Consider the following 26,264-nt stretch of genomic DNA (forward strand, 5'->3'; position numbering starts at 1 on the left):
TGTCCCTATGCTATGCGGTCAATGATCAGGCGCTGTGCCGGCCGCGATCCCTCGGGTGCGATGACTGCGGCGTTCTCCAGCGCTTCCTTGGCGCGGGTGAACCGTTCCGGGGTGTCCGTGAGCAGGGTCATCAGGGGCTCGCCCGCCCGGACCACGGCGCCTGGCTTGGCGTGCATGCGGACTCCCGCACCTGCCTGCACCACGTCCTCCTTGCGGGCCCGCCCCGCGCCGAGCCGCCAGGCTGCCACACCCACCGCCAGGGCATCGAGTTCCACAAGCACTCCGTCCGCCGGGGCGTAAACCACCTCGGATTCCCGGGCCACCGGCAGCTTGGCCCGCGGGTCCCCGCCCTGCGCCTCGATCATCCGGTTCCAGACGTCCATGGCACGGCCATCCCTGAGGGCAGCTGCAGGGTCGGCGTCGCGCACTCCTGCAGCGGCGAGCATCTCCTCGGCGAGCCGGACCGTCAACTCCACCACGTCGTCGGGGCCGCCGCCCGCCAGCACCTCGACGGATTCCTCGACCTCGATGGCGTTGCCCGCAGTCAGGCCCAGCGGCGTGCTCATGTTGGTGAGGAGGGCCACGGTGTTGACCCCGGCATCCTTACCTAGCGCCACCATGGTCTCCGCCAGTTCACGGGCCGTTGCCTCATCCTTCATAAACGCGCCGCTGCCCACCTTCACGTCCAGGACCAGCGAGCCGGTGCCCTCGGCGATCTTTTTGCTCATGATGGACGAGGCGATGAGCGGAATGGCCTCTACGGTGCCGGTGACGTCGCGGAGGGCGTAAAGCTTTTTGTCTGCGGGAGCGAGGCCTGCGCCCGCTGCGCAAATGACCGCGCCCACGTCCTGTAGCTGCGCCAGCATCTCCTCGTTGCTGAGGGAGGCCCGCCAGCCCGGAATAGCCTCGAGCTTGTCCAGTGTGCCGCCGGTGTGGCCGAGTCCCCGGCCGGAGAGCTGCGGAACGGCGACGCCAAAGACCGCTACCAGTGGTGCCAAGGGCAGGGTGATCTTGTCCCCTACGCCTCCGGTGGAGTGCTTGTCCGAGGTGTACTTCAGCCCGCCGTCGGGGCGGCGCAGGCTGGAAAAGTCCATCCGTTCCCCGGAAGCGATCATGGCGGCCGTCCACCGGGCGATTTCGCTGCGGTTCATGCCGTTGAGCAGGATGGCCATGTTGAGGGCGGCCATCTGCTCGTCCGCGATGGCTCCCCGCGTGTAGGCGTCGATGGTCCAGTCAATCTGGTCCGGGCTCAGCGTGCCCTTGTCCCGCTTGGTGCGGATGATGTCGACGGCGTCGAACGCTTCGGCCTTGTTTTCCGTTGCGCGGGTCTCTGTCACCATGTTTCCTCCAGGTGTTCGGGACCAAAGGCGTCGGGCAGCACCTGGTCCATCGTCTTGATGCCTTGGGTGGTCATGAGCTGCATGCCGGGGGCACGGAATTCGTAGAGCAGCTGGCGGCAGCGCCCGCACGGCATCAGGACGTTGCCCTTGCCGTCCACGCAGTAGAACGCGCGGAGCAGGCCGCCGCCGGTCATGTGCAGGTTGCCCACTAGAGCACACTCTGCGCACAGGGTCAGGCCGTAGCTCGCGTTCTCCACGTTGCAGCCGCTGACGATCCGGCCGTCCTCCGTAAGGGCTGCCGCCCCCACGGGGAACTTCGAGTAGGGCGTGTACGCCTTACTCATGGCGTCGACGGCGGCAGCCTCCAGGGCGGGCCAGTCCACGGCTTTTTCGGCGGTCACGCCGTTATCCCTTGACATACGGGATGCCGCTGGCTGCCGGCCCTCGGGACTTCCCTACCAGTCCGGCCACGGCGAGGACCGTTACCAGGTAGGGCAGCATGGCCATGAACTGGCTGGGCACCGGGGTGCCGATGATTGTCACGATGCTCTGCAGGTTGTCTGCAAACCCAAACAGGAGTGCGGCGAAGAACGCGCCGATCGGGTTCCACCGGCCGAAGATCAGGGCGGCCAGCGCTATAAAGCCGCGCCCGCCGGAGATCTCTTTGGTGAAGCTGTCGATCGCCACGAGGGTAAAGAAGGAGCCGCCGATGCCGGCTACTGCCCCGCCCAGGGTGACGTTCCAGAACCGGGTGGCGTTCACGTTGATGCCCAGGGTGTCGGCCGCCTGGGGGTGTTCGCCCACAGCGCGGACCCGCAGGCCCCACCGGGTCTTGAAGAGGCCTACCCACACCACCAGGACCGCGATGTACATCAGGTATCCCACCAGCGATTGGCGGAAAAGGATGGGCCCGATGATGGGGATGCTGGACAGGACGGGGATCTCAATGATGTCCAGCCCGGGAGGTGAATTGAACTGGTCGCTGTCCTCCTGCATGACCGTGCTGAACAGGAAGCCGGTTACGCCGGAGACCAGGACGTTGAGCACCACGCCCACAATAATCTGGTTGACCAGGTATTTGATGCTGAACACCGCCAGCACCATGGATACGACGGCCCCTGCCACTGCGGCGGCCAGCAGCCCTATAAAGGGGTTCTGCGTCATGCTGGCCACGATGGCGGCGGTGAATGCGCCGCCCAGGAGCTGGCCCTCGATGGCGATGTTGACCACGCCGACGCGCTCACAAAGGACGCCCGACAACGAGCCGAACACGAGTGGGACGGCGAGGGTGACGGACCCGGCGATGAGCCCGGCCAGCGAGATGCTCGGGGTCCGCGCGCCGCCCACCACCCAGATGAGGAAGGCGGCCACGAACAGGACGATGAAGGTTACTGTCAGCCACCCGGGAGCCGGCCGGTCCTTGGTTTTCAGGAACAACGCATAGGCTGCGAGCCCCAGCAGGAGGACGGACAACACGATGCCGCCCGCGAACGCGTTCACGGCAAGGGCCGGCAGCTGGAAAAAGTCTTCGCCCGTGGAGATGCCGAAACTGGCGGTCTGGTGGGGCGCCAGCAAACCAAAGAAGACCAGGGCGATCAGACCGAAGACCGTGAGCAGGACAGGCGTCCGCCAGGTCACCGGCTTGGCGGAGACGACGTTAGTGCCGGTGCCGTTCGAGGTGTCACCCGGCTGTGGGTTTCCGGGGCGGGGCGACGATAATTTTGTGCTCATGCTGCACCTCCGGTTGTGGCTGCCTGGCGGAACTTGGCCGCCCGGGCCGGCTTCTTGCGGCGGGGGTTCAGGCCGAAAACGGCCCGGACCAGCGGCGGGGCCGCAATAAAGAGGACGATCAGGGACTGGACCACCAGGACGATGTCGATCGGGGTTCCGGTCTGGATCTGCATCTGGACGGCTCCGGCGCGGAAGGCGCCGAACAGCAGGCCGGCAGCGAAGGTGCCCCACGGCGTCGAACGGCCCAGGAGTGCGACGGTGATCGCGTCGAATCCATAGGTGGCGGCCACACCGTCCGTGAGGACTTTCTCCGTGCCGGCAACCTGGGCGACACCGGACATGCCGGCCAGGCCACCGGCGATGGCCATCACCAGGATGGTGGAGCGGGAAACATTGATGCCTGCGGTCTGGGCAGCCTTGGGGTTGGCGCCCACGGCACGGAACTCAAAGCCCACGGTGGAGCGGTTCAGGAGCCACCACACCAGGACGGTGGCCGCGATGGCCAGGAGGAAGCCCAGGTGCAGCCGGTACTGCGTGCCGAAAATTTGAGGGTACACGGCGGTGGGGTCCAGGATGGGCGAAATGGGGTTCGTCTCCCCCGGCCGCTGGAAGGCGGGTGTGTTCAGCAGGTACCGCAGGAAGTACAGCGCGATGTAGTTGAACATGATGGTGAGGATGACTTCATGGGCGCCCGTCCGGGCTTTGAGCAGCCCCACCAGTCCGCCCCAGAAGGCACCGCCGATGACGCCGGCCACCAGGACCAGCAGCAGGTGCAGTCCCAGGGGCAGGTGGAGTGCAAAGCCCACCCACGCGGCAAGGATGCCGGCCACGATGATCTGTCCCTGCGCGCCGATGTTGAACAGTCCCGCGCGGAAGGCAAGTGCCACGCCAAGGCCGGCTGTGATGAGCGGCGTGGCAATGGTGAGCGTTTCCATAAACGGTGCGAACTGGGCCGCGACGCTGTTGCCCCGGGGGTTGAAGACCGAACCCTGGAACAGGGCGATATAGGAGCGGGTGACGGCGTTCCACACAGCTGCCAGGAAATCGGTGGGACGGGCGAAGATGTAGGTGGAGGTCGTGGCCACCTGCTTGTCCGTGCTGGCGATCAGGAGGCCGCCGATGATGAGCGCCAGCAGGACGGCCAGGACCGAGACCATGCCGCTCCCGGTAAAGATTTTGCGGAGCAGGGTATCCGGGCCGCCCGGGAGCTGCCCGCTTTGGGCAGTTGCGGGAACCGCGGAGGGTTCCATGGCGCCGCCGGCAGTATCAACGGATACGACGGCGGCCGTCTCCTCTGCAGCGGGGGCCGCCCGGTGCGCTTTGCTGCTGCCCTCTTCGGCTGCGTGCTTGGGTGGATGCTTGTCAGACATGGTCGTTTCCTTCGGCGTCGGAAGTGGAGGCCGTGGCAGCTGCGGGCGCCTGCCCTGTGGTGTGCGCGTGTTCCTCCGGCGGGATGCCCGCCATCATGAGGCCCAGCACGTCACGGCTGGTGCCGCCCGGAACAATGCCCACCAGCTTGCCCTTATAGATGACCGCAATGCGGTCTGCCAGTTCCATGACCTCGTCCAGCTCGGTGGAGATGATCATCACCGGGGTGCCCTGGTCCCGTTCCGCCACGATCCTGCGGTGCAGGAACTCGATGGAGCCCACGTCTACACCGCGGGTGGGCTGGGAGGCGATGAAGAGGCGCAGCGGGCGGGAGAGTTCGCGGGCCATCACCACTTTTTGCTGGTTGCCGCCGGACAACGTACCTGCGGCGGCTGCGGCGGAGGGCGTCCGGACGTCGAATTCGCCGATGCGGGCCTTGGCGTTCTCCAGGATCTTCGCCGGGCTCATGCTGATGCCCTTCGCGAAGGGAGGCTTGTCATAGAGGTCCAGGACCAGGTTCTCTGCCACTGAGAACGTGCCCACCAGACCGTCCACCTTGCGGTCTTCCGGAACGAATCCGACGCCGGCGTGCAGGACTTCCTTGACGGACCGGCCCAGCAGCTCCTTGCCGTCCAGCCTGATGGAGCCGGAGACCCGGTCCTGGAGCCCAAGGATTGCTTCGGTGAGTTCGGTCTGGCCGTTGCCTTGGACGCCTGCCACGGCCAGGATCTCGCCGCGGGCAATGTCGAAGCTGAGCCCGTCCACCACGTGCTGGCCGTTGGAAGCGATGACTGTGAGGTCCCGGACTTCGAAGGTTTTCTCCTTCGGCTGCGCGGGTGCTTTGTCGAGGGTCAGGCTGACGGCGCGCCCCACCATCATCGAGGCGAGTTCCGCTGTGGGGGCAGCGGGGTCTGCGGTGCCCACCACCTTGCCGCGCCTGATCACGGTGATGGTGTCCGAAACTTCCTTCACTTCGCGCAGCTTGTGCGAGATGAAGACGATGGACGTTCCGCCGGCCTTGAGCTGGCGCATGATGTCAAGCAGTTCGTCGGTCTCCTGGGGTGTCAGGACTGCGGTGGGTTCGTCGAGAATCAGGACCTTGGCGTTGCGGACCAGCGCCTTGATGATTTCGACGCGCTGCTGGACGCCCACCGGCAGGTCCTCCACCAGGGCGTCCGGATCGACGTCGAAGCCGTACTGATCAGAGATTTCCTTGATCCGGCGGCGCGTCTCTTCCAGGTTAAGGAAACCGGCGGCCTTGGTGGGCTCTGCACCGAGCGCCACGTTCTCGGCCACCGAGAAGACGGGGACCAGCATAAAGTGCTGGTGCACCATCCCGATCCCGGCCGCCATGGCATCGCCGGGTCCGCGGAAGGCTACCGCCTTGTCGTCGATGAGGATTTCGCCCTCGGACGGCTCGTAGAGGCCGTACAGCACATTCATCAGGGTCGATTTTCCGGCCCCGTTCTCGCCGAGCAGACAGTGTATTTGTCCGGGCTCAACCACCACGTCGATGTGGTCGTTGGCGAGCAGGGTTCCGAAGCGTTTAGTGATCCCTCTGAGCTCAAGTTTCAAAACTCTGACCAATCTCGAAGCGTCCAGTGATCGACCGGACGGGATATGTGGCTGCAGCACCAGCCTAGTGGGTGCAGTCCTGGGATGAGCGGGCGGTGGCCCGTAAGTGGAAGTCCACAGCAAAAAGCGCCACCGCCCGGCCAGTCATTGACCAACCGGGGGTGGCGCTTCAGATGCGGGTCAGGCCTTGGGGCTGGCGGCGGACTCCACCTTCAGCTTGCCGTCAACGATGTCCTTCTTGATCTGCTCAAGTTCGGTCTTCAGCTCCGCGGGGACCTGGGACTCGAGATCGTGGAACGGGGCCAGCTGCACGCCCTCGTTGGCCAGGGTGCCGACGTACGGGGTGTTGCTGAACTTGCCTTCCTTGTCCTCCTTGACCACGGTTTCCACGGCGTCGCCCATCTGCTTCATGACCGAAGACAACATGATGTCCTTGTAGTCAGGGGCGGTGAGGTAGCCGTCGGAGTCCACCCAGATCAGCTTGACGTCCTTGCCGGCGTCCTTGGCTTCGCTCAGCGCTGCACCGGCGCCCTTGCCCACCGGGCCGGCCACGGGCATCACGATGTCGGCGCCCTGGTCCAGGAAGTTCTGGGTCAGCTGCTTCCCCACGTCCTGCTTTTCGAAGTCGCCCGTGAAGCTGCCGTCCTGGGCGTCCTTGTTCCAGCCAAGAAGCTTGACGTTCTTGCCCTTTTGCTCGTTGTAGTACTTCACGCCGTCCGCGTAGCCGTCCATAAAGATGGTTACGGTGGGGATCTTGATGCCGCCGAACGTGGCTACAGTTCCGGTCTTGGTGGTTCCTGCGGCGAGGTAGCCGGCGAGGAAGGCCGCCTGGGCGGTGTCGTAGATGATCGGCTTGACGTTGCTGATGGGCGTTTCGTAGCCGAAGTCGATGATGGCGAAGTGGCTGTCCGGGTTGGCCGTTGCCTGTGCCTTGGTGGCGTCGCCCAGGAGGAAGCCAACGGTGACGGTCAGGTTGCAGCCTGCGGTGACCATGGCGCGCAGGTTGGGCTCAAAGTCGTTGTTGGTCTTGGACTCCACTTGGTTGACCTTGATGCCGAGGTCGGCTTCAGCCTTTTTTAGGCCCTCATAGGAGGACTGGTTGAACGACTGGTCGTCGAATCCGCCGGAGTCGGAAACGATGCAGCCGGTGTAGTCGGTGGCCCCGGCGGACGAAGTGCTTCCGGCTTCGGGCGCTGCGCCGCAGGCGGTCAACAGAAGGGCCGAGGCGCTGACGGTAGCCAGGCCGGCCATTGAACCGCGCTTGAATTGTGCACGCAGTGATGTCTTCAATTTTCCTCCAGGATGAAGAGAGTGGCGCCACGGCTGGAATTCAATGAGTGTCCGTTTCTGCACTGAAATTCTGTTTTCACTGAGGTCCGCAGCACTGCGCCGGAGCGCACTGATGCCACCTACTTTAGTGGCCTGCACCACGTCCCAATAGCACAGCGGGACTTGTTCCCGGAGATTGTTTACAAGTTGTTACCAACCAGTAAGGGTGCCGCGTCCCGGCGCGGCACCCTTCCCGGTCCGGCTGGTTACAGCTCAGGCTGGAGGCGGACCAGCATCTTGCCGGTGTTGGCTCCGGCAAGCAGGTCCATAAAGGCCTGCGGGGCGTTCTCGAGCCCGTCAACGATGGTTTCGTCGTACTGCACGGTGCCATCAGCCAGCCAGCCCGCCATCTTCGCGGCAAACTCGGCGGCGTGCTGCCGCTGGCCGCCCACCAGGAAACCCTTGAGGGTGAGTTGCTTTCCGATGGCCAGCATCAGGTTGTGCGGTGCAGGCGTCGGCTTCGTCGAGTTGTACTGCGCGATGGCTCCGCACATTGCCACCCGGCCCCCCACGTTGAGGGTGGCCAGGGCTGCCTCGAGGTGCTCGCCACCTACGTTGTCGAAGTAGACGTCGATGCCGCCGGGGCCGGCTGCCTCCGCCAGCTGCCCGCGCACGGGACCGTCGTGGTAGTCGAATGCGGCGTCAAAGCCGAGCTCAAGAAGCCGGGCAACCTTGGCGGGTGAGCCTGCCGAGCCGATCACGCGGGAGGCGCCCATCACCTTGGCGATCTGGCCCACCAGCGAACCCACGGCTCCTGCGGCTCCGGAGACAAACACGGCGTCGCCGGCTTTGAACTCTGCCACCTTCAGCAGTCCGGCGTATGCGGTCAGCCCCGTCATGCCCAGGGCGCCGAGGAACGCCGACGCGGGAGCAAGATCGGTGCGGGCAGGCTGGGCAGCGTCGCCGTCCACCACTGCGTACTCGCGCCAGCCGAGGCTGTGCACCACAACGTCCCCTTCTTGGTGTTCCGGGGAACGGGACGCGATCACCTCACCCACGGCGCCGCCGTCGAGCGCTCTGTCCAGGGCGAACGGTGCTGAGTATGACTTGACGTCGTTCATGCGTCCGCGCATGTAGGGGTCAACGGACATGTAGAGGTTCCGTACCAGGATCTGGCCGTCCCGCAGCTCGGGCAGCGGCGACTTGGCAAGCCGGAAGTTGTCCGCCACGGGGCGGCCCACCGGACGGGAGGCCAGCTGGATTTCGCGGGTGGTGGCGGGAAGGGTTCCGAGGCTCATGCGGCGAACTCCATGATCCTGATGTCCACGGAGATGTTTCCCCGAGTGGCGTTGGAGTACGGGCAGATCTGGTGGGCCTTGGCTACCAGCGCCTCTGCGGTGGCCAGATCCAGTGCGGGCAGCGCGATTTCCAGTTCCGCGGCAAGACCGAATCCGGCGTCGTCCAGCTGGCCGAGGTGGACTTTGGCAGCCACCGCCGAGTCCGTCAGGTCGGCCCTTTCCTTGCGGCCCACCAGGCGGAGCGCGGAGTGGAAGCAGGCTGCATAGCCGGCGGCGAACAGCTGCTCGGGGTTGGTTCCCTGGCCGTTGCCGCCCAGCTCCACGGGGCTGGACAGGGTGACGTCCAGCTTGCCGTCGTTGGTGCGGGCGTTGCCGTCGCGTCCTTCGCCCGAGGCAAGTGCCTCGGCAGTGTAAAGGGGTTTCACGCTATATCCGTCCTGTTCTGCGGTTGAAGACTTTGGGGCTGATGCTGTCAGTGGCTGTTGTGCAGGGCGGCAGTCAGCCTGCCCAGGGTGTTGTGGAGCTGGTCGAGCTCCTCGGGCGTCAGCCCTGCAGCCTCGGCCAGCCGTTTGGGGATGGCGCCTGCTTTTCCGCTGAGTTCCCGTCCGGCGGCCGTCAGGTGGATGGCCACGCGGCGCTCGTCCTCGCCGGACCTGCGGCGCTCCACCAGGCCCAGTGATTCCAGGCGCTTCAGCAGGGGCGACAGCGTGCCGGAGTCGAGGCCGAGCTCCTCGCCCAGTTCCTTCACGCCGCGCGGCTCGTTCTCCCAGAGCACCAGCATCACCAGGTACTGGGGATAGGTCAGCCCGAGCTCGTCCAGGACGGGCCGGTAGACCGCGGTCGCGGCGCGGGAGGCTGAGTAAAGCGCAAAGCACACCTGGCGGTTCAGCCGTGGAGCATCTGTCATGTGATCACTCTAGGGCACAATTCAATTGCCCACAACTTATCCGCGGCAGGAAACCGCGTCCCGGTCAGCTTGGTGGATTACGACGGCCTCCCGCGCCCTTTGCCCTAAAGGTCGCGGATGGTGCGCAGCGCAGCCGCTGTGAGGACCCGGATGCCGAGGCCCAGGGCGCGTTCGTCCAGGATGTAGTCGCCGCGGTGGAGGTCGTATTCCTCGCCGCCGGGGGTCTTGGTGCCAAGCCGCATCATGGCGCCCGGGAGCTCGGCGAGGAACCAGGCGAAGTCCTCCCCGCCCATGGACTGCGGGGTAAGCACCACGGCGCTTTCGCCGATTTCAGCGCGGGCGGACGCTTCGATGATGGCCGTCTCGTGCTCGGAGTTCACTACCGGGGGCACTCCCCTGGTGTGCTCGAGGCGCACGTCAACGCAGTACGGGGCAGCCACCTGGTGGACCACCTCATCCAGGAGCTCCCCGGCGGCATGCCATGCCTCGCGGTCCAGGCAGCGCATGGTCCCGGCCATGTAGCCGGTTCCCGGAATGGCGTTCGGGGCCGAGCCGGCGGAAATCTGGCCCCACACCACTGAAACTCCGCTTCGGACATCCACCCGGCGGGACAGGACGGCGGGAACGTTGACGGCGATCTGCGCCAAGGCGAAGACGAGGTCCTCGGTCAGGTGCGGGCGGGACGTGTGGCCGCCGCGGCCGGAAAGTTCGATCCGGATGGTGTCCGAGGCCGAGGTGATGGCACCGATGCGGGTACCGATCTTGCCCACTTCAATGCGCGGATCGCAGTGCAGGGCCAGGATCCGGGGAACGCCGTCCAGGACGCCCTGCTCAATACACGAGTGGGCACCGCCCGGCATGGTTTCCTCTGCGGGCTGGAAGATGATGCGGACGGTGGCGCCGAGCGGCTCCTCCAGGTGCATCCGGTGCAGCACAAGGGCAATACCCAGCATGGTGGTGGTATGGACGTCGTGGCCGCACGCATGGGTGACGCCATGATTCTTCGAGGCAAAGGGCAGGCCCGTTTCCTCGATGATGGGCAGGGCATCAATATCACCGCGAAGCGCCGTGGCGATGGGGCCTTCACCCACATCCACGGTGAGACCTGTGCCGTCCAGCCGGCGCGGGTTGAGGCCCGCGGCTTCGAGCCTGTCAGCCAGCTTGTCCGTAGTGCGGAATTCCTTAAAGGACAGTTCCGGGTGCGCATGCAGGTCCCGGCGGAAATCGATCAGTTCCGGCAGGAGCGGCTCAAGCCAGGGAGCCACCAGTGCGGTGGGCTCGGCTTCCGTAGTGTAATTGCGCACTGGTTCACTCTAGCGAGGGTCGCTGGAATACGGGCCATCGCGGTCCCCGCGTTACATCCGCAAACCGCCCTGCCTCAGAGAACGTCGGTATCCCCGCTGGCCTTGAGGGCATCCACCGCTGCCTTGACCCGCTGCGAGTTCGCCATGGTGGTTACCAGCAGCGCATCCGGGGTGTCCACAATGACAACGTCCTCGATACCGATGAGGGCGATCACGCGCTTGGTGTCGCTGACCACCACGCCGCTGGAGTTTTCCGTGAAGACGCGCGCGCCTTCCCCCAGCACCGTGACGTCGTCCACTTCCTTGGCACTGTTGAGCCTGCCCACGGAAGCAAAGTCGCCGACGTCGTCCCAGCGGAAGGAACCGGGCACGACGGCGACGTCCCCGGCTTCGGCGGCAGGTTCGGCAACCGCATAATCAATGGCTATCTTGGGCAGCGTGGGCCAGACGCGGGCCGTGACCTCATCGCGGGCGGGGGTGTCCCAGGCGCGCGCGATTTCCTGCAGGCCCTGGAACAGCTCGGGCTGGTTGGCTTCCAGGTGTTTGAGCAGCAGTGCAACCGGGGCGACGAACATTCCCGCGTTCCACACGTAGTTTCCGCTGTCCACGTACTGCTGTGCCACTTCCTCGTTCGGCTTTTCGACGAACTCCACCACGTCCAGCGCATGGGGTGCGCCCTCGATGCGCAGGTCCTGCCCGGAGCGGATGTAGCCGAAGCCGGTGGACGGATGGGTGGGCTTGATGCCGATGGTGACGATTTTGCCGGCGGCGGCGGTGTGGATCGCCTCACGGACGGCCTCCTGGAAAAGGCTGTCCGGGCTGATCACATGGTCGGCGGCGAAGGAACCCATGATGGTGTCCGGATCACGTTCGTGGAGGATGGCGGCGGCAAGGCCGATCGCCGCGCCGGAATCCTTGGGTTCGGACTCCAGGACCAGGTCCGAATCCTGAACCTCCGGAAGCTGCCGGCAGACCGCTTCACGGTGGGCCTGCCCCGTAACCACCAGCATCCTGCTCCCGGCGAGCGGGTGCAGCCGGTCATAGGTGGCGCGGAGCAGCGTGCTGCCCGAACCGGTGAGATCGTGCAGGAACTTGGGAGCTGCGGCTCGCGACAGGGGCCAGAGGCGGGTCCCCACTCCGCCTGCCGGAATCACCGCGATGAAGCGGTCAAGGGGTGAAACCGGGCTTGTCACTTTGTCTGTACTCATCAATGCCTACTTTAGCCGACCGGATACAGAGGGCCCCTTCCGGCTCCCCCAGCCGCAACATATACCGCCCTGACTGCAGGGCATTGTGGTGTTTGTCTCATTAATCGGCGGATTCCGTGCCTTTGATGGGCACCAAGGAGTTCCTAAATTGAATAAGCTGTTAGCGGAGCCTAGATTTAGGCTCCGAGCTACGAGTGCTCTCGCAGCAGGCGTTCCCCCCGCGTGGATCTCATGCCAGCGCCGCTGTGTTGCAGGGAGGTTTATCAGTGCCGACAAAACCAGCTGGCACCTTGTACCGCGGCCGTGAAGGCATGTGGTCCTGGGTAGGACACCGGATTACCGGTGTAGTGATCTTTTTCTTCTTGTTGGTCCATGTCCTGGACACCTCCTTGGTACGGGTGTCTCCGGAGGCCTACACCGCGGTGATCGGTGCCTACAAGAACCCCCTGATGGCCTTGGGTGAGACCGGCCTTGTTGCCGCCATCGTTTTCCATGCTTTCAACGGCCTGCGCATTATCGCTGTGGACTTCTGGAAGAAGGGCGCCAAGTACCAGCGCCAGATGCTCTGGGCAGTCCTGGGCCTCTGGGTGGTCACCATGGTCGCCTTCTCCATCCGCCACCTGTCCCTCGCGCTCGGAGGTCACTAAGCCATGTCTGCAACCATCGAGAGCCCGCGCAGCGGGCGTATCGCCCCCCAGTACCGCCGCACCGGCGGAAGCCGGGGCAACTTCGAGATGATCGCCTGGCTGTTCATGCGGCTCTCCGGCGTGGTGCTGGTAGTCCTCATCTTCGGCCACCTCTTTGTGAACCTTTTGGTGGGTGAAGGCATCCACGCCATCGACTTCGGCTTTGTTGCCGGCAAGTGGGCCGACCCGTTCTGGCAGTTCTGGGATCTCACCATGCTCTGGCTCGCCATGCTGCACGGCACCAACGGCGTCCGCACCATCATCAACGACTACGCCGAAAAGGATTCCACCCGTCGCTGGCTGAAGACGGTCCTCTACTCGGCCACCGTCGTCATCATCGTGCTGGGCACCCTGGTGATCTTCACCTTCAACCCGTGCCCCGTGGTTGACGGCGTTCCCCTGCCTGGCGGATTCTGCCCTGCCTAGCACCGGCAGCATCCCGGGCCCGCGGGTACAACCGCGGGCCTTGTTTTGCGGAGCGGGCAACGCCCGACCGTTGTTTTATAGCGAATTTTGAGAGAAAGAGCGTCTGGTATGCAGGTCCATAAGTACGACGTCGTCATCGTCGGTGCCGGTGGCGCTGGCATGCGCGCCGCGATCGAGTCCGGTCAACGCGCCCGCACAGCAGTACTGACCAAGCTCTACCCCACCCGCTCGCACACCGGTGCGGCGCAGGGTGGCATGTGCGCAGCCCTTGCCAATGTCGAGGAAGACAACTGGGAGTGGCACACGTTCGACACCGTTAAGGGCGGCGACTACCTGGTTGACCAGGACGCCGCAGAGGTCATGGCCAAAGAGGCCATCGACGCCGTGCTGGACCTGGAAAAGATGGGCCTGCCGTTCAACCGTACGCCCGAAGGACGCATTGACCAGCGCCGGTTTGGCGGTCACACCCGCGACCACGGCAAGGCTCCCGTCCGCCGCGCATGCTACGCCGCGGACCGCACCGGCCACATGATCCTGCAGACGCTGTACCAAAACTGCGTCAAGCACAACGTCGAGTTCTACAACGAGTACTACGTCCTGGACCTGCTGACGGTCGAAGAGGACGCCATCCGCGAGGACGGCACGCCGTACAAGCAGAAGCGCGTTGCCGGTGTGGTCTCCTACGACCTCGCATCCGGTGAGCTGCACGTGTTCCAGGCCAAGTCCGTGGTGTTCGCCTCAGGCGGCGCCGGCAAGGTCTTCAAGACCACCTCCAACGCCCACACCCTCACCGGTGACGGCATGGGTATCGCGTTCCGCCGCGGCATCCCCCTGGAGGACATGGAGTTCTTCCAGTTCCACCCGACCGGCCTCGCCGGCCTGGGCATCCTGCTTTCCGAAGCCGCCCGCGGTGAAGGCGCCATCCTCCGCAACTCGGAAGGTGAGCGCTTCATGGAGCGCTACGCCCCCACCATCAAGGACCTGGCGCCCCGTGACATCGTGGCCCGCTCCATGGCCAACGAGGTCCGCGAAGGCCGTGGCTGCGGCCCGAACAAGGACTACGTCCTCCTGGACCTCACGCACCTGGAACCTGCGCACATCGATGCCAAGCTCCCGGACATCACCGAGTTCGCCCGCACATACTTGGGTGTGGAGCCCTACACGGAGCCGGTTCCCGTTTTCCCGACGGCGCACTATGCCATGGGCGGCATCCCCACCAACATCACCACCGAAGTCCTGCAGGACAACGACACCGTGATCCCCGGCCTTTATGCAGCCGGCGAGGTTGCGTGCGTCTCCGTGCACGGCTCCAACCGCCTGGGCACCAACTCGCTGCTGGACATCAACGTGTTTGGCAAGCGGGCCGGCATCGCCGCGGCTGAATACGCCAAGACGGCTGATTTTGTGGAGTTGCCGGCGAACCCGGTGGCGTACACCACCGAACTGCTGGACATTGCCCGCAACGGCATTGGCGAAGAAAAAGTGGCTGTGATCCGCAAGGAACTGCAGGACACTATGGATGCCAACATGCAGGTGTTCCGTACCGCCGAGACTTTGAACCAGGTGCTGCGCGACATCGCCTCCTTCGAGGAGCGGTACAAGCGCATCAACGTCCAGGACAAGGGCAAGCGCTTCAACCTTGACCTGCTGGAGGCCGTTGAGCTGGGCTTCCTGCTGGAACTGGCGAAGGTGATGACCGTGGCAGCCCTGCACCGCGAGGAATCCCGGGGCGGACACTTCCGCGAGGACTTCCCGGAACGAAACGACGAGAAATTCATGAAGCACTCCATGGCGTACAAGGATGACCACGCCCCTGCGGACGGATCGGCAGAAGCTATTGCTGGTATCCGCCTGGCTACCAAGCCGGTTGTCTTTACCCGCTACGAGCCGATGGTGAGGAAGTACTAAGATGACCGCTGAAACCGCTGAGCCAGCCTCAAAGATTGAACTGCCTGCCGGCGTCGGCGGTGGCGGCGAAATCCCCACGTTTGATGTGCACCTGCGTGTTCGCCGGTACAACCCCGAGGTTTCCGAGGAAGCCACCTGGGATGACTTCCACCTCACCATGTACGGCACGGACCGTGTCCTGGATGCCTTGCACAAGGTGAAGTGGGAGACGGACGGAAGCCTCTCGTTCCGCCGCTCCTGCGCCCACGGCGTCTGCGGTTCGGACGCCATGCGCATCAACGGACGCAACCGCCTCGCCTGCAAGACACTCCTGAAGGACCTGGACACGTCCAAGCCCATCACCGTGGAGCCCATCAAGGGCCTGCCGGTGGAGAAGGACCTCATCGTGGACATGGAGCCGTTCTTCCAGTCCTACCGCGAGGTTATGCCGTTCCTCATCAACAAGGGCCACGAACCCACCAAGGAACGCCTTCAGTCCGCCGAAGACCGTGAGCGCTTTGATGACACCACCAAGTGCATCCTTTGCGCCGCGTGCACGTCCTCCTGCCCGGTATTCTGGACCGACGGCCAGTACTTCGGCCCGGCAGCAATCGTCAACGCGCACCGCTTCATCTTCGATTCACGCGATGACGCCGGCGACATGCGCCTGGAGATCCTCAACGACAAGGAAGGCGTGTGGCGCTGCCGCACCACCTTCAACTGCTCGGAAGCATGCCCCCGCGGCATCCAGGTAACCCAGGCCATCCAAGAGGTCAAGCAGGCCATTCTCTCCCGTAAGATCTGACAAAGGATTTAGCGGACGACGGCGCTGTCCCCCACCTGAGGGGGACAGCGCCGTCGTCGTTTCAGCAGTTGAGCACCTCCGGATGAGCTATCAGATTTGGTCCCCAAACACCGGTTTGGGAACGAGAACTGATGGGGCATCCGCATCAAAGAAAGGGGACGCCGTGTCCCGCTCTGAAAAAGTTTCCTTTGCAGGTTCCACCGGCGAGATGCTCTCCGGCATCATCGACGTTCCCGAGGGCCCGGTGAAAGGTTGGGGGGTCTTCTCCCACGGGTTCACGCTGGGCAAGGACGCGCCGTCTGCTTCGCGCATGTGCAAGGCGCTGGCGGACAGCGGCGTGGGCATGCTGCGGTTCGATAACCTGGGCCTCGGCGGTTCGGCCGGCGAGTGGTCTGCGGGTTCCTTCAGCCACAAGGTGGCGGATACGGTAAAGGCCGCGGAGTTTATGCGGAGCGAGGGAAAACAAATTTCCCTGCTGGTGGGCCATTCCTTCGGCGGCGCCGCAGTGCTGGCTGCTGCCCGGGAGATTCCCGAGCTCGACGCCGTCGCTACCGTCGGGGCACCTTTCTCACCCAAGCACGTGGCGCACGTTTTCGACGCTGCGCTGGACAAGATCCTGAATGAAGGCAGCGCCGAGGTGGACCTCGGCGGGAAACGGGTGGAGATCCGCAAGCACTTTGTGGAGGACCTGGAGAACGCCGACCTGACTGACTGCATCAAGCAGCTGCACAAGCCGCTGATGGTGCTGCACTCCCCCACGGACAACACTGTGGGCATCGAGAATGCCAGCACCATCTTCCAGACGGCACGGCATCCGCGGAACTTCGTGTCCCTCGAAGGCAGTGACCATCTCCTGACCGGAAAGGGCCAGGCCGCACGGGCCGCCCGGATTATCGCTGCCTGGGCCGACCAATACCTCGACGCCGCCCCGTAGCCGGGGCGGCGGTGTCCGGATGGACCGAGGCCTTGCCCGGCTGGACAGGCACCTTTCCCGGCTGGACAGGCACCTTTCCCGGCTGGACCTGGCGGGCTCCCCACGTGCCCTTCCCGTGCCCCGAGGACTGGTTCTTGAGGTCGGCCTCCCGGATGGCGGCCCATCCTGCCGAGATGAGGTAGACCTGGCTCACCAGGTTGAACCAAATCAGCAGGCCGATGATGATGGCGAACGGCGCCAGCAGGGGGTTGCGGGTTGCTCCGGCAAGCAGCTCTGTGCTGAACACCTGAAGTACCGTGGTGCCCAGCGCCGCCAGGACGGTGCCTTCGAGCAGGGCCCGGCGGGACAACTTCAAGCTGCCCGCGAACCGGAACATGATCAGCGCCGTAACCCAGCTCAACACCAACGGCACCGTAATCTTGATGGAGGTAGTCAGCGGACCGGCCAGCGCGTCGTCGAGCTGCAGGAAGTCCGAAATCCACCCCGCCGCGGTGCCGAAGACCAGGGACGCTCCGGCGCTGATGACCAGTGCTACTCCGAGCAGAAGCAGGGTGCCTGCGTCGCGCAGTTTCAGCAGGATGGGGTTGACCAGCAGCGGAGGTAGGACCATAACGGCGCGCAGCCCGTCGCGAAGCCCGGCAATCCAGCGCAGGGACGTAAAGACGGTTACTGCTGCGGCGATGGTTGCTGTCCAGCCGAGCCCGTCCGGGTTAAGCAGGTCCAGCGGATCGACGAGCCCTTCACCGCCGTTCAGCTTCAGAAGTCCGGGCGCACTCTGGGCCACGCTGCCGATGATGGTGTCCAGGAGCGCAGGCTGTCCGCGCAGCACCAGCCCGGCGATGGAGAAGCCGGTGGTGAGCAGTCCGGTGATGGAAAAGAACATGTTGAAGCCGATGCCGGCGCTCATCAGCGGGCCGTGCTGAAGGGAGTAATGCCGGAACGCGCGCATGGGGCGAAGTGCGTTGAGGCGGGCAACGAGCCACTGGAAGGTGGCCATCAGGGTGGCGAACAGACCGCTCCCTGCCCTGCGTGCCTTGCCCAGCTCCATCTGCTTTTGGATGACGGCGAGCTTTAGCCGGGCCTGCTCAGTGGGAAGTGGCTGTTCTTCCGCTTGCTTCGGTGGCTGTGTCCGCGGCGGCGTCCGTGAATCTGGTGCCGGCGTCGTTGTCAGTTTCGGTCCCAAAGTCCAGCTCTTCCCGTAGCTGCCAGATGCCGTCAGCATCGTGCTCGTAAAGTCCCATGCTAACCACGGGGAACGTAGCCCTGTAGTTCTTCAGCACCGTTTCGGCTTCATCGAGGCTTTCCGGGGCGACGTCGTGGGCGATGGTGACGTGCGGGTGGTAGGCGAAGGGCAGTTCGCGCTGGAGCGGGCCCTGCTGCAGCTTTTCGTGCAGGTCAACACAGTCCGCGAAGCCGTCCTCCACGTTGATGAAGACCACGGGCGAAACCGGACGGAACGTCCCGGTCCCGGCGATGGTGACCATAAACGGGCTTTGATTCCGTGCCACCTGCCGGACATGCTCCTGGGTGGCCTCCCAGTCCTGGGTTGGAGTGGTGGTGACCAGTGTGATGTGGGCCGGAACCACGTCCGCGAGAGGGTCGCCGAACGAAGCCCGCCAGCGCTGCAGCTCTTCAGCCACATCCGGTGGAAAGCCCAGGATGACGCCCACACTGACGTCTTCCGCACGGTTCGCGCCGGCAACCTTCCTGCCGGTGGCCGCCGCTGGGTCGCCTTGGGGGTTACTGGACATTCCCGCCACCTTTGTGGAGCGGGAGCCTTCCCTCGCGGTGACTTTGCTGGATGGCATGGCGCTAGCGGACTCCTGCAAGGGAGAAGGACGGAAGGAAGCCCATGCGCTCGTAAACCTGGCCAAGAGTTACGGAAGCGATTTCACGGGCACGCTCGGCGCCGTGCGCCAGCAGCCTGTCCAGTTCCGCCGGGTCTGACATCAGCTCGTTCGTGCGGTCACGGAGCGGCGTGACGAACTCCACCACCACCTCAGCGAGGTCCACCTTCAGGTGGCCGTACATCTTCCCCTGATACTCGGCTTCGAGTTCCGCCACCGACTTACCCGTCAGGGACGAATAAATGGTCAGCAGGTTCGAGACGCCGGGCTTTTCTTCAGAGTCGAACCGGATTTCCGTCCCGGCATCAGTCACTGCGGACTTGATGCGCTTGGCCGCGATCTTGGGGTCTTCCAGCAGCTGGATGGCACCGTTGGGCGACTCCCCGGTCTTGGACATCTTGGCGCTGGGGTTCTGAAGGTCGTAAATCTTGGCGCGTTCCTTGACGATGGTGGCCTCCGGAACGGTGAACGTGGCGCCGAACCTCGTGTTGAAGCGCTGGGCCAGGTTCCGGGTCAGCTCCAGGTGCTGGCGCTGGTCCTCTCCCACCGGTACCAGGTCCGTCTGGTACAGCAGGATGTCCGCGGCCATGAGGGTGGGGTAGGCGAACAGCCCCAGGGTGGCGGCGTCGGCGCCGGACTTCTGGGTCTTGTCCTTGAACTGGGTCATCCGGGAGGCTTCACCGAAACCGGTGATGCAGTTCAAGGCCCAGGCCAGCTGCGCGTGCTCGGGCACGTGGGACTGGACGAAGAAGATGCTTTTGTCCGGGTCGATGCCTGCCGCAATGTATTGGGCAGCCACGATGCGGGTGCGCCTGGCCAGTTCGGAGGGGTCGAAGTCCACGGTGATGGCGTGCAGGTCCGGGATGAAGAAAACGGCGTCGTATTCGGCCTGCATGTCCACCCAGTTGCGGACGGCGCCGATGTAGTTGCCCAGGTGCAGCGAGTCCGCTGTGGGCTTGGCGCCTGAGAGGATGCGCTTCTTGGTTGCCGTGGAAGTCTGGCTAGTCATGGGGAGGAAACCTTCGGGGCTCAGAGCTGGTAATCCACTACCAGCGGGGCATGGTCAGAGAAGCGTGTGTCCCACGAGGCCGCCCGGTCCACCACCGCGGAGATGGCGGCGGAAGCCAGTTCGGGGGTGGCCAGGTGGTAGTCAATGCGCCAGCCTGTGTCGTTGTCGAACGCCTTCCCGCGCTGGGACCACCACGTGTAGGGCCCGTCCACGTCGCCGGCAAGGTTGCGGTGGACGTCCTGCCAGCCGATCTCCTCGCCGAAGAACCTGTCAAAGTAGGCGCGTTCTTCCGGCAGGTGGCCCGCCTTCTTGACGTTGCCTTTTGAGTTCCTGATGTCACGGGGTGTGTGGGCCACGTTGAGGTCCCCCACCACCAGGGCGTGGTCGCTGTGCTTGGTCAGTTCCGGGAGGCGGGTGCTCATGACGTCGAGGAACCGGAATTTGTCATCCTGTTTGGGTGTGCCCACCTCGCCGGAGTGGACGTAGGCGCTTGCAACAGTGAGCTGGACAGGGTGTCCGGCTGCGTCGGCGAACCGGAAGTCGGCCTCCACCCAGCGGCCGGCGGTAGCGAAGTAATCGTCGCCGATGCCGTTCCGCGTTTCGAGGGGTTCTTCCCGGGAAGCGATTGCGACGCCGGCACGGCCCTTGGCTTCAGCCTCGGCATGCAGGATGTGCCAGCCGTCGCCCAGCAGCTGCCGGACGATGGCGTCGGGGGCGCGGACTTCCTGCAGGCAGAGGATGTCCACTTCGCGCGGCTCGAGCCACGCCGCCATGCCGTTTTTGTAAGCGGCCCGAAGGCCGTTGACATTAACGGATGCGATGCGAAGGTGGTCCTTCTTCAATGCCGAGATCACCCGCTCCACTCTAGTCGATGATGGTTCCGGTGACCGGCTCTCCGCTGCCGCCGGAGGACTTGATCATGTCCCTGGCATTCGTGGCTGTGATCTCGATGGTTTCCAGGGCCCGGTTGATGGTGTCCTGGTTGGCGGCCGCACCCTTGGCACGTTCCTCCTCCACCACGCGGATCTGCACCTGGACGATTTTAAAGGAGTGGTCCAGCTTGAGGTCGCGGACCTCTTCGGCCTGGCTGCGCTCGGCAACAACACGGGTTCCGCCCTGGTCGACGTAGGAGGACGGCCCGCGTCCGGCGGCTGTGGTGAAGGCGTTCTGGGCTTCAGTCAGCTTGGCTCCGGCCTTCTTGGCGGCCTTCTGGATGCTGAAGACAACGAAGCATGCGAGAGCGAGCCAGAAGGCGGCGATGACGGCAACAACCCAGCCCACGACGTCGTTCTGGTTGGCCGCAAAGATGACGGCCACCACGAACGCGGTGACGAGGACCATCAGTCCGGGCCCGCTGATTCGAAACATGGAGAATCCGCCCCTGGCGGGTTTGGAGGATGACTTGGAGCTGCCCAGAGATTGCATGGACCCATTCTCTCAAATGCCGGCGTATGCTCCCGCCGCCTTCCACCCCCGGCGAACAACCCCCTCCCCCTCCCAACTGACTCGCACTTAACGCTCCCAACATGCGTTTTGAGGACGTTAAGTGCCAGTTAGTTGGGAGCTACTTCAGGAACAGCTGCCGCAGCCGCACGGTGGTGAGCAGCATTCCGACGGCGGTCAATGCCGCGTAATAGCCGATGTGGATGGGGGTGGCCGCAGTGAACGTGCCAACGCTGATCTGGCGCAGCAGTTCCACCCCGTGCCACAGCGGCATGGCCTGGATGAGCCACTGAATCGCCTGCGGATACACGCTCAGCGGGTAGAACGTGGCGCTGAACAGGAACATGGGCAGCATGATGAAGTTGATCCAGTCCATCTGCTGGAACGTCTTCAGGAAGCTGGTGATCCCCATTCCGATGCTGGCGAACCCGAACGCGATCAGCACGGAGGCCGGAACCATCAGCAGCGCCCAGGGTGTGGTGATCAAACCCATCACACCCATGACCGCTGTGAACCCCATGGCGTAGAGGAGCCCGCGCAGAAGGGCCAGGAAGATCTCCCCCAGAGCCACGTCGAGCGGCCCCAGCGAGGTATACAGCATGCCCTGGTACAGCTTCGCGAAGTTCATTTTGAAGAACACGTTCCACGTTGAGTCGTAGACCGCGCCGTTCATCGCGGAGACTGCCAGCAGGGCCGGGGCAATGTAGGCGGCGTAGCTGATCTCCCCACCACCCGGGCCGTGAACCGAACCAACGATCGCGCCGAGCCCCACTCCCATCGAGATTAGGAAAAGGACCGGTTCAAAGAACCCGGAGAGCATCACCAGCCAGTTGGTGCTCTTCGTAGCCAGGAGGCCACGCGAAATCACCGCCCTGGCATTGCGGGAATACAGCGGCCCGAACGTCCTGTTGCGGGCCTCATCCGCAGCGCTCTTCACGGGCAGCCCGGCGCTCATTGGCCCATCCTTGCGGCGAACTGCCGCCGCGTCAGGAACCAGCCCAGCACCGCCAGGCCCACCAGCACCGCGGCATGCAGGATGGTCAGCAGCGGAGGCTCCTGGTATCCGTAGCTGAAGACCCGTCCCAGTTCAGTGCCGTGCCAGATCGGCGAGATCCAGCCGATCCAGCGGACCGCCAGCGGGAGGCTGTCCAAAGGAAAGAACGTGCCGGAGAACAGGAACAGCGGCATCACGATGAAGCGCATCACCAGCGCGAACTGCCCCTTGTCCTCGGTAATGGACGCGGCGTACGCCATCAGCGGCAGGCCAAAGGAGAGCCCCGCCAGCGTGGCCACCAGGATGGTGACCCAGCCCCAGCCGCCGGGCGCCGCACCGAATAGGGCAACTGCGGCAAAGTAGACGCCGGACTGCAGCAGGAACCGCAGGGTTACCGCCATGATGTGGCCGGCGGCTATCTGTTGTGGCGTCAACGGCGAGGCGTGCGGCCCGTAGTAGGTCCGGCGCCATTTGAAGCCGTCCATCACGGGGAAGGTGAATTCGTTGGCGGCCGTCATGACTGCCGCGGAGACCACCAGCGCCGGTGCCACGAACGTCACGTAGCCCACTCCCCCGAAGGCGCCCGCGCCCTGCGAATCAACCAAGGTGGCCAGGCCCACGCCCATGGCAAACAGATAAGCCACCGGGTGTCCCACGCTGTACATGATGATGGACCAGCTGTACCCCTTCATCACCCGTAGCACCTGCTCGGCGTAGTAAAAGGCGCCCCACCGCCTCGCCTTCGCCGCCGCGACCTCAGGGCTGTGCGCCCGGGAGTGCAGCTCCGTGTTCCCAGCCAAATTCGCTTTCACAACCTCACTCAACGAGGCTCCTGCCCGTCAGCCGGAGGAACACGTCTTCCAGCGAGGACCTCCGAACCAGCGATGTCAGCGGCCGCAGTCCGCGTGACGCTACCTGCTCAAGGGCCGCCTCGCCGTCGTGCGCGTAAATCAGCACCCGGTCCGGCAGGACCTCCAGCCGCTCCCCGATGCCCTCCAGTTCCGCGGAGATGGTGGTGTTCCGTTCTGACCCGAACCGCAGTTCAACCACCTCCCGGGTGGAGTGCTCGCGGATCAGCTGCACCGGGGACCCCTCGGCCATGATGCGGCCCTTGTCCACCACGATGAGCCGGTCGCAGAGCTGCTCGGCCTCGTCCATGTAGTGCGTGGTCAGGATCAGCGTGACGCCCTGTTCCTTGAGCCGGAACAGCCGGTCCCAGAGGATGTGCCGGGCCTGCGGGTCCAGTCCGGTGGTGGGTTCATCGAGCAGCAGGATCCGGGGTTCGTTGATGAGCGAACGCGCGATGGTGAGGCGCCGCTTCATGCCGCCGGACAGCGCGTCCACCTTGGACTTTGCCTTGTCCGTCAGCTGGGCAAACTCCAGCAGCTCATCCGCCTTCGGCTTCAGGTAGCTCATGGGCAGGCCGAAGTACCGGCCGTACACCAGGAGGTTGTCGCGAACGCGGAGTTCCTCGTCCAGGTTGTCCTGCTGCGGCACCACTCCGAGGTGCGCGCGTACCTCCGGTCCGTGGGTGTCGGGGTCCAGACCCATGATGTGGAGGTTCCCGGAGGTGCGGCGGGTGACCCCGCCGATCATCTTCATGGTGGTGGACTTGCCGGCCCCGTTAGGCCCCAGCAGGCCGAACGACTCCCCCGCCGGGACGCTGAAGGAGATACCGTCCACTGCGGCAACGTCGCCGTAGGTCTTGGTCAGGTTCTCTGCCCTGATGACGGTGGGGTGAGCTTCGGTGTGGGGTTCGGCGGCTGGCTGGACGGCGCCCGCTGCGGCGCCGGAGGACACGGTGGCTTTGTTGTGCACCCTCCGCAGACTAGTAGAGCTGCCGGGCAGGTGGAAGAGGACTGTCGGTTCTGTCCTTAAAGTCCGACGGCGGCCCGCCCCTTGATCGCAAGGGACGGGCCGCCGTCGGACGTGAAGAAGGGGAATTACCGGGCGATTCCCGAGCCGCTTTTCTGTGCCAATTGGCGCTCTGCGGCTTCGACCACGTTGGTCATCAGCAGCGCCACGGTCATGGGACCGACGCCCCCGGGGTTCGGCGAGATCCAGCCGGCCACTTCGGCCGCGGCGGGTTCGATGTCGCCGTGGACCTTGCTCTTGCCCGTCTCGGGGTCGGTCTCACGGGTGACCCCGACGTCGAGCACTGCCGCGCCCGGTTTCACGTCGGCAGCCTTGACGATATGCTTCGCACCCGCCGCACCTACGATGACGTCCGCCTGCCGCAACAGCTCTGAGAGGTTCTCGGTACCGGTGTGCGTCAGGGTCACCGTGGCGTTCACAGCGCGCCGGGTCAGCAGCAGGCCGATGGAACGGCCAATCGTCACACCGCGGCCCACCACCACTACATGCTTGCCGGCGAGGCTGTAGCCGTTGCGCTCCAAGAGCTCGATGACACCGCGTGGCGTGCACGGCAGCGGCGAGGTGATCTCGCTGTTGACGTTGAGCACCAGCCGGCCAAGGTTGGTCGGGTGCAGACCGTCGGCGTCCTTCGCGGGATCGATGCGCTCGAGGATGGCATCGGTGTCCAGGTGCTTGGGCAGCGGCAGCTGCACGATGTAACCATGGCAGGCAGGGTCCGCATTGAGTTCGTCGATGAGGGCCTCAACCTGCGCCTGGGTGGCATCCGCCGGAAGCTCCCGTTGGATCGAGTTCATCCCGATTTCTTCGGACTGCTTGTGCTTCATAGACACATACAGCTGCGAGGCAGGATCCGCACCAACAAGAACGGTGGCAATGCCGGGAGTGACGCCGCGGGCTTTCAGGGCCGCTACACGCTCAGTCAGCTCGGACTTGATCGCGGCGGCGGCTGCCTTGCCGTCCAGGATCCGGGCGGTCTTCGTTTCAGTCATGGGTCACCACTGCTCGTGCGTCGGGTACAGCGGGAAGTCGGCGGCCAGCTTGTCCACGCGGGACTGCAGGGCATCAACGTCGGCGCTGGTGCCGGCCTTCAGCGCGGTGGCGATTATTTCTGCCACCTCGGTGAACTCGGCGGCACCGAAGCCGCGGGTTGCCAGGGCCGGGGTGCCGATGCGCAGGCCGGAGGTGACCATCGGCGGGCGGGGGTCGAACGGAACGGCGTTCCGGTTGACCGTGATGCCCACGGAGTGCAGGAGGTCTTCGGCCTGCTGGCCGTCCAGCTGGGAGTTGCGCAGGTCAACGAGGACCAGGTGCACGTCGGTGCCGCCGGTGAGGACGGAGACGCCGGCTTCGGCGACGTCGGCCTGGTTGAGGCGGTCCGCGATGATCTTGGCGCCTTCAAGGACGCGCTCCTGGCGCTCCTTGAATTCCTCGGTGCCGGCAATCTTGAAGGCAACGGCCTTGGCGGCGATGACGTGCATGAGCGGTCCGCCCTGCTGACCCGGGAAGACATTGGAGTTCAGCTTCTTGGCCCACTCCTGCTTGGCCAGGATCACACCGGAGCGCGGGCCGGCGAGGGTCTTGTGCACCGTGGAGGTGACGACGTCGGAGTACGGCACCGGGCTCGGGTGCAGGCCTGCGGCAACCAGGCCGGCGAAGTGCGCCATGTCGGTCCAAAGCAACGCGCCAACTTCGTCCGCGATGGAGCGGAAGGCAGCGAAGTCCAGGTGGCGTGGGTAGGCGGACCAGCCGGCGATGATGACCTGGGGCTTCTCGGCGATGGCCTGCTCGCGGAGCTTGTCCATGTCCACGCGGAAGTTGTCTTCCTCCACCTGGTACGCAGCCACGTTGTAGAGCTTGCCGGAGAAGTTCAGCTTCATGCCGTGGGTCAGGTGGCCGCCGTGGGCCAGGGACAGGCCGAGGATCTTGTCGCCGGGGGTGATCATGGCAGACAGTGCGGCGGCATTGGCCTGGGCGCCGGAGTGCGGCTGGACGTTGGCGTACTCCGCACCGAAGAGTGCCTTGACCCTGTCGATGGCCAGCTGCTCGGCGATGTCAACGTACTCGCAGCCGCCGTAGTATCGGCGGCCCGGGTAACCCTCGGCGTACTTATTGGTGAGGACGGAGCCCTGCGCTTCCATCACGGCGCGGGGGGCGAAGTTCTCGGAAGCAATCATTTCCAGGGTGCCGCGCTGGCGGCCGAGCTCCTGGTCCAGGACTGCGGCGATTTCGGGGTCGAGCTCAGCCAGCGGCTGGTTGCTGACGGCGGTTGTTGAGGTGGCTGTAGTAGTCACGAAGAACTCCTGGCTAGGGATACGGGCACTGCTAAGGTCAGGCTACCGGCTGGCGCACTTTCACACA

At 64.7% G+C, this 26,264-nt stretch carries 26 protein-coding genes; 5 read left to right on the top strand and 21 right to left on the bottom strand.

The window, feature by feature from the left end; genetic code table 11:
• Positions 1 to 5 precede the first annotated feature (5 nt).
• The 11 genes from CXQ88_RS04760 to CXQ88_RS04810 form a co-directional block, all read right to left on the bottom strand.
• Positions 6 to 1,340: a thymidine phosphorylase gene (locus CXQ88_RS04760; protein ID WP_104043010.1), complete on the bottom strand. Its 1,335-nt coding sequence runs from the start codon at positions 1,338 to 1,340 to the stop codon at positions 6 to 8.
• Positions 1,334 to 1,741, bottom strand: coding sequence for a cytidine deaminase (locus CXQ88_RS04765; RefSeq protein ID WP_258061681.1), 408 nt, complete (start codon positions 1,739 to 1,741; stop codon positions 1,334 to 1,336). Before CXQ88_RS04765 ends, CXQ88_RS04760 begins: the two co-directional genes overlap by 7 nt.
• Positions 1,742 to 1,745: 4 nt before the next feature.
• Positions 1,746 to 3,071 (bottom strand): ABC transporter permease, encoded by a 1,326-nt coding sequence (locus CXQ88_RS04770; protein ID WP_104043012.1) that lies wholly within the window; start codon positions 3,069 to 3,071, stop codon positions 1,746 to 1,748.
• Positions 3,068 to 4,441, bottom strand: coding sequence for an ABC transporter permease (locus CXQ88_RS04775; RefSeq protein WP_104043013.1), 1,374 nt, complete (start codon positions 4,439 to 4,441; stop codon positions 3,068 to 3,070). Before CXQ88_RS04775 ends, CXQ88_RS04770 begins: the two co-directional genes overlap by 4 nt.
• A complete protein-coding gene (locus CXQ88_RS04780; RefSeq protein WP_104043014.1) occupies positions 4,434 to 6,014 on the bottom strand; it encodes an ABC transporter ATP-binding protein in 1,581 nt (526 codons plus the stop codon). The genes CXQ88_RS04775 and CXQ88_RS04780 overlap by 8 nt, the downstream gene beginning before the upstream one ends.
• 180 nt (positions 6,015 to 6,194) lie before the next feature.
• Positions 6,195 to 7,304 carry a BMP family lipoprotein gene (locus CXQ88_RS04785; protein WP_441296476.1) on the bottom strand — a complete coding sequence of 370 codons (1,110 nt, stop codon included), beginning with the start codon at positions 7,302 to 7,304 and terminating at the stop codon, positions 6,195 to 6,197.
• A gap of 245 nt (positions 7,305 to 7,549) precedes the next feature.
• On the bottom strand, positions 7,550 to 8,581 hold the full coding sequence (locus tag CXQ88_RS04790) for an NADP-dependent oxidoreductase (RefSeq protein ID WP_104043015.1): 1,032 nt from the start codon (positions 8,579 to 8,581) through the stop codon (positions 7,550 to 7,552).
• Positions 8,578 to 9,006, bottom strand: coding sequence for an organic hydroperoxide resistance protein (locus CXQ88_RS04795; protein ID WP_104043016.1), 429 nt, complete (start codon positions 9,004 to 9,006; stop codon positions 8,578 to 8,580). Before CXQ88_RS04795 ends, CXQ88_RS04790 begins: the two co-directional genes overlap by 4 nt.
• A gap of 47 nt (positions 9,007 to 9,053) precedes the next feature.
• Positions 9,054 to 9,488, bottom strand: a complete 435-nt coding sequence (locus CXQ88_RS04800) for a MarR family winged helix-turn-helix transcriptional regulator (RefSeq protein WP_104043017.1) — start codon at positions 9,486 to 9,488, stop codon at positions 9,054 to 9,056.
• A 104-nt stretch (positions 9,489 to 9,592) separates the two neighbouring features.
• Entirely contained in the window at positions 9,593 to 10,792 is a 1,200-nt protein-coding gene (locus CXQ88_RS04805; RefSeq protein WP_104043018.1) for an amidohydrolase, read from the bottom strand.
• A 74-nt stretch (positions 10,793 to 10,866) separates the two neighbouring features.
• Positions 10,867 to 12,000: a mannose-1-phosphate guanylyltransferase gene (locus CXQ88_RS04810; protein WP_104043019.1), complete on the bottom strand. Its 1,134-nt coding sequence runs from the start codon at positions 11,998 to 12,000 to the stop codon at positions 10,867 to 10,869.
• A gap of 266 nt (positions 12,001 to 12,266) precedes the next feature.
• Here CXQ88_RS04810 and sdhC point away from each other — a divergent pair, with 266 nt between their 5' ends.
• The 5 genes from sdhC (at position 12,267) to CXQ88_RS04835 (ending at position 16,738) form a co-directional block, all read left to right on the top strand.
• A complete protein-coding gene (sdhC, locus tag CXQ88_RS04815; protein WP_015936418.1) occupies positions 12,267 to 12,647 on the top strand; it encodes a succinate dehydrogenase, cytochrome b556 subunit in 381 nt (126 codons plus the stop codon).
• 3 nt (positions 12,648 to 12,650) lie between these two features.
• Positions 12,651 to 13,112: a succinate dehydrogenase hydrophobic membrane anchor subunit gene (locus tag CXQ88_RS04820; protein WP_104043020.1), complete on the top strand. Its 462-nt coding sequence runs from the start codon at positions 12,651 to 12,653 to the stop codon at positions 13,110 to 13,112.
• Between the two features lie 108 nt (positions 13,113 to 13,220).
• A complete protein-coding gene (gene sdhA / locus CXQ88_RS04825; RefSeq protein ID WP_104043021.1) occupies positions 13,221 to 15,020 on the top strand; it encodes a succinate dehydrogenase flavoprotein subunit in 1,800 nt (599 codons plus the stop codon).
• A 1-nt stretch (position 15,021) separates the two neighbouring features.
• Positions 15,022 to 15,804 carry a succinate dehydrogenase iron-sulfur subunit gene (locus CXQ88_RS04830; protein ID WP_104043022.1) on the top strand — a complete coding sequence of 261 codons (783 nt, stop codon included), beginning with the start codon at positions 15,022 to 15,024 and terminating at the stop codon, positions 15,802 to 15,804.
• A 163-nt stretch (positions 15,805 to 15,967) separates the two neighbouring features.
• Positions 15,968 to 16,738: an alpha/beta hydrolase family protein gene (locus tag CXQ88_RS04835; RefSeq protein ID WP_104043023.1), complete on the top strand. Its 771-nt coding sequence runs from the start codon at positions 15,968 to 15,970 to the stop codon at positions 16,736 to 16,738.
• On the opposite strand, the gene CXQ88_RS04840 is transcribed toward CXQ88_RS04835, so the two are convergent.
• The 10 genes from CXQ88_RS04840 to glyA form a co-directional block, all read right to left on the bottom strand.
• Positions 16,695 to 17,786: a YihY/virulence factor BrkB family protein gene (locus tag CXQ88_RS04840; protein ID WP_104043024.1), complete on the bottom strand. Its 1,092-nt coding sequence runs from the start codon at positions 17,784 to 17,786 to the stop codon at positions 16,695 to 16,697. The two genes, CXQ88_RS04835 and CXQ88_RS04840, sit on opposite strands and share 44 nt — an antisense overlap.
• 37 nt (positions 17,787 to 17,823) lie before the next feature.
• On the bottom strand, positions 17,824 to 18,546 hold the full coding sequence (locus CXQ88_RS04845; protein ID WP_373637692.1) for a 2'-5' RNA ligase family protein: 723 nt from the start codon (positions 18,544 to 18,546) through the stop codon (positions 17,824 to 17,826).
• A 4-nt stretch (positions 18,547 to 18,550) separates the two neighbouring features.
• A complete protein-coding gene (gene trpS / locus CXQ88_RS04850; RefSeq protein ID WP_104043025.1) occupies positions 18,551 to 19,594 on the bottom strand; it encodes a tryptophan--tRNA ligase in 1,044 nt (347 codons plus the stop codon).
• A gap of 20 nt (positions 19,595 to 19,614) precedes the next feature.
• A complete protein-coding gene (locus tag CXQ88_RS04855) occupies positions 19,615 to 20,448 on the bottom strand; it encodes an exodeoxyribonuclease III (RefSeq protein WP_104043072.1) in 834 nt (277 codons plus the stop codon).
• Positions 20,449 to 20,458: 10 nt separating this feature from the next.
• A complete protein-coding gene (locus tag CXQ88_RS04860) occupies positions 20,459 to 21,019 on the bottom strand; it encodes a hypothetical protein (RefSeq protein WP_104043026.1) in 561 nt (186 codons plus the stop codon).
• Between the two features lie 139 nt (positions 21,020 to 21,158).
• Positions 21,159 to 21,992, bottom strand: a complete 834-nt coding sequence (locus CXQ88_RS04865; protein ID WP_104043027.1) for an ABC transporter permease — start codon at positions 21,990 to 21,992, stop codon at positions 21,159 to 21,161.
• On the bottom strand, positions 21,989 to 22,843 hold the full coding sequence (locus CXQ88_RS04870; protein ID WP_258061682.1) for an ABC transporter permease: 855 nt from the start codon (positions 22,841 to 22,843) through the stop codon (positions 21,989 to 21,991). Before CXQ88_RS04870 ends, CXQ88_RS04865 begins: the two co-directional genes overlap by 4 nt.
• 4 nt (positions 22,844 to 22,847) lie before the next feature.
• Positions 22,848 to 23,849: an ABC transporter ATP-binding protein gene (locus CXQ88_RS04875; protein WP_373637693.1), complete on the bottom strand. Its 1,002-nt coding sequence runs from the start codon at positions 23,847 to 23,849 to the stop codon at positions 22,848 to 22,850.
• Positions 23,850 to 23,974: 125 nt separating this feature from the next.
• Positions 23,975 to 24,895, bottom strand: coding sequence for a bifunctional methylenetetrahydrofolate dehydrogenase/methenyltetrahydrofolate cyclohydrolase (locus CXQ88_RS04880; RefSeq protein ID WP_104043029.1), 921 nt, complete (start codon positions 24,893 to 24,895; stop codon positions 23,975 to 23,977).
• A 3-nt stretch (positions 24,896 to 24,898) separates the two neighbouring features.
• The gene (glyA, locus tag CXQ88_RS04885) at positions 24,899 to 26,197 is read right to left on the bottom strand and encodes a serine hydroxymethyltransferase (RefSeq protein ID WP_104043030.1); all 1,299 of its coding nucleotides are present in this window, start codon (positions 26,195 to 26,197) and stop codon (positions 24,899 to 24,901) included.
• Positions 26,198 to 26,264: the final 67 nt, after the last annotated feature.

The sequence above is a fragment of the Arthrobacter sp. ZGTC412 genome (assembly GCF_002929215.1).
In the GTDB taxonomy this organism is placed as follows: domain Bacteria; phylum Actinomycetota; class Actinomycetes; order Actinomycetales; family Micrococcaceae; genus Arthrobacter.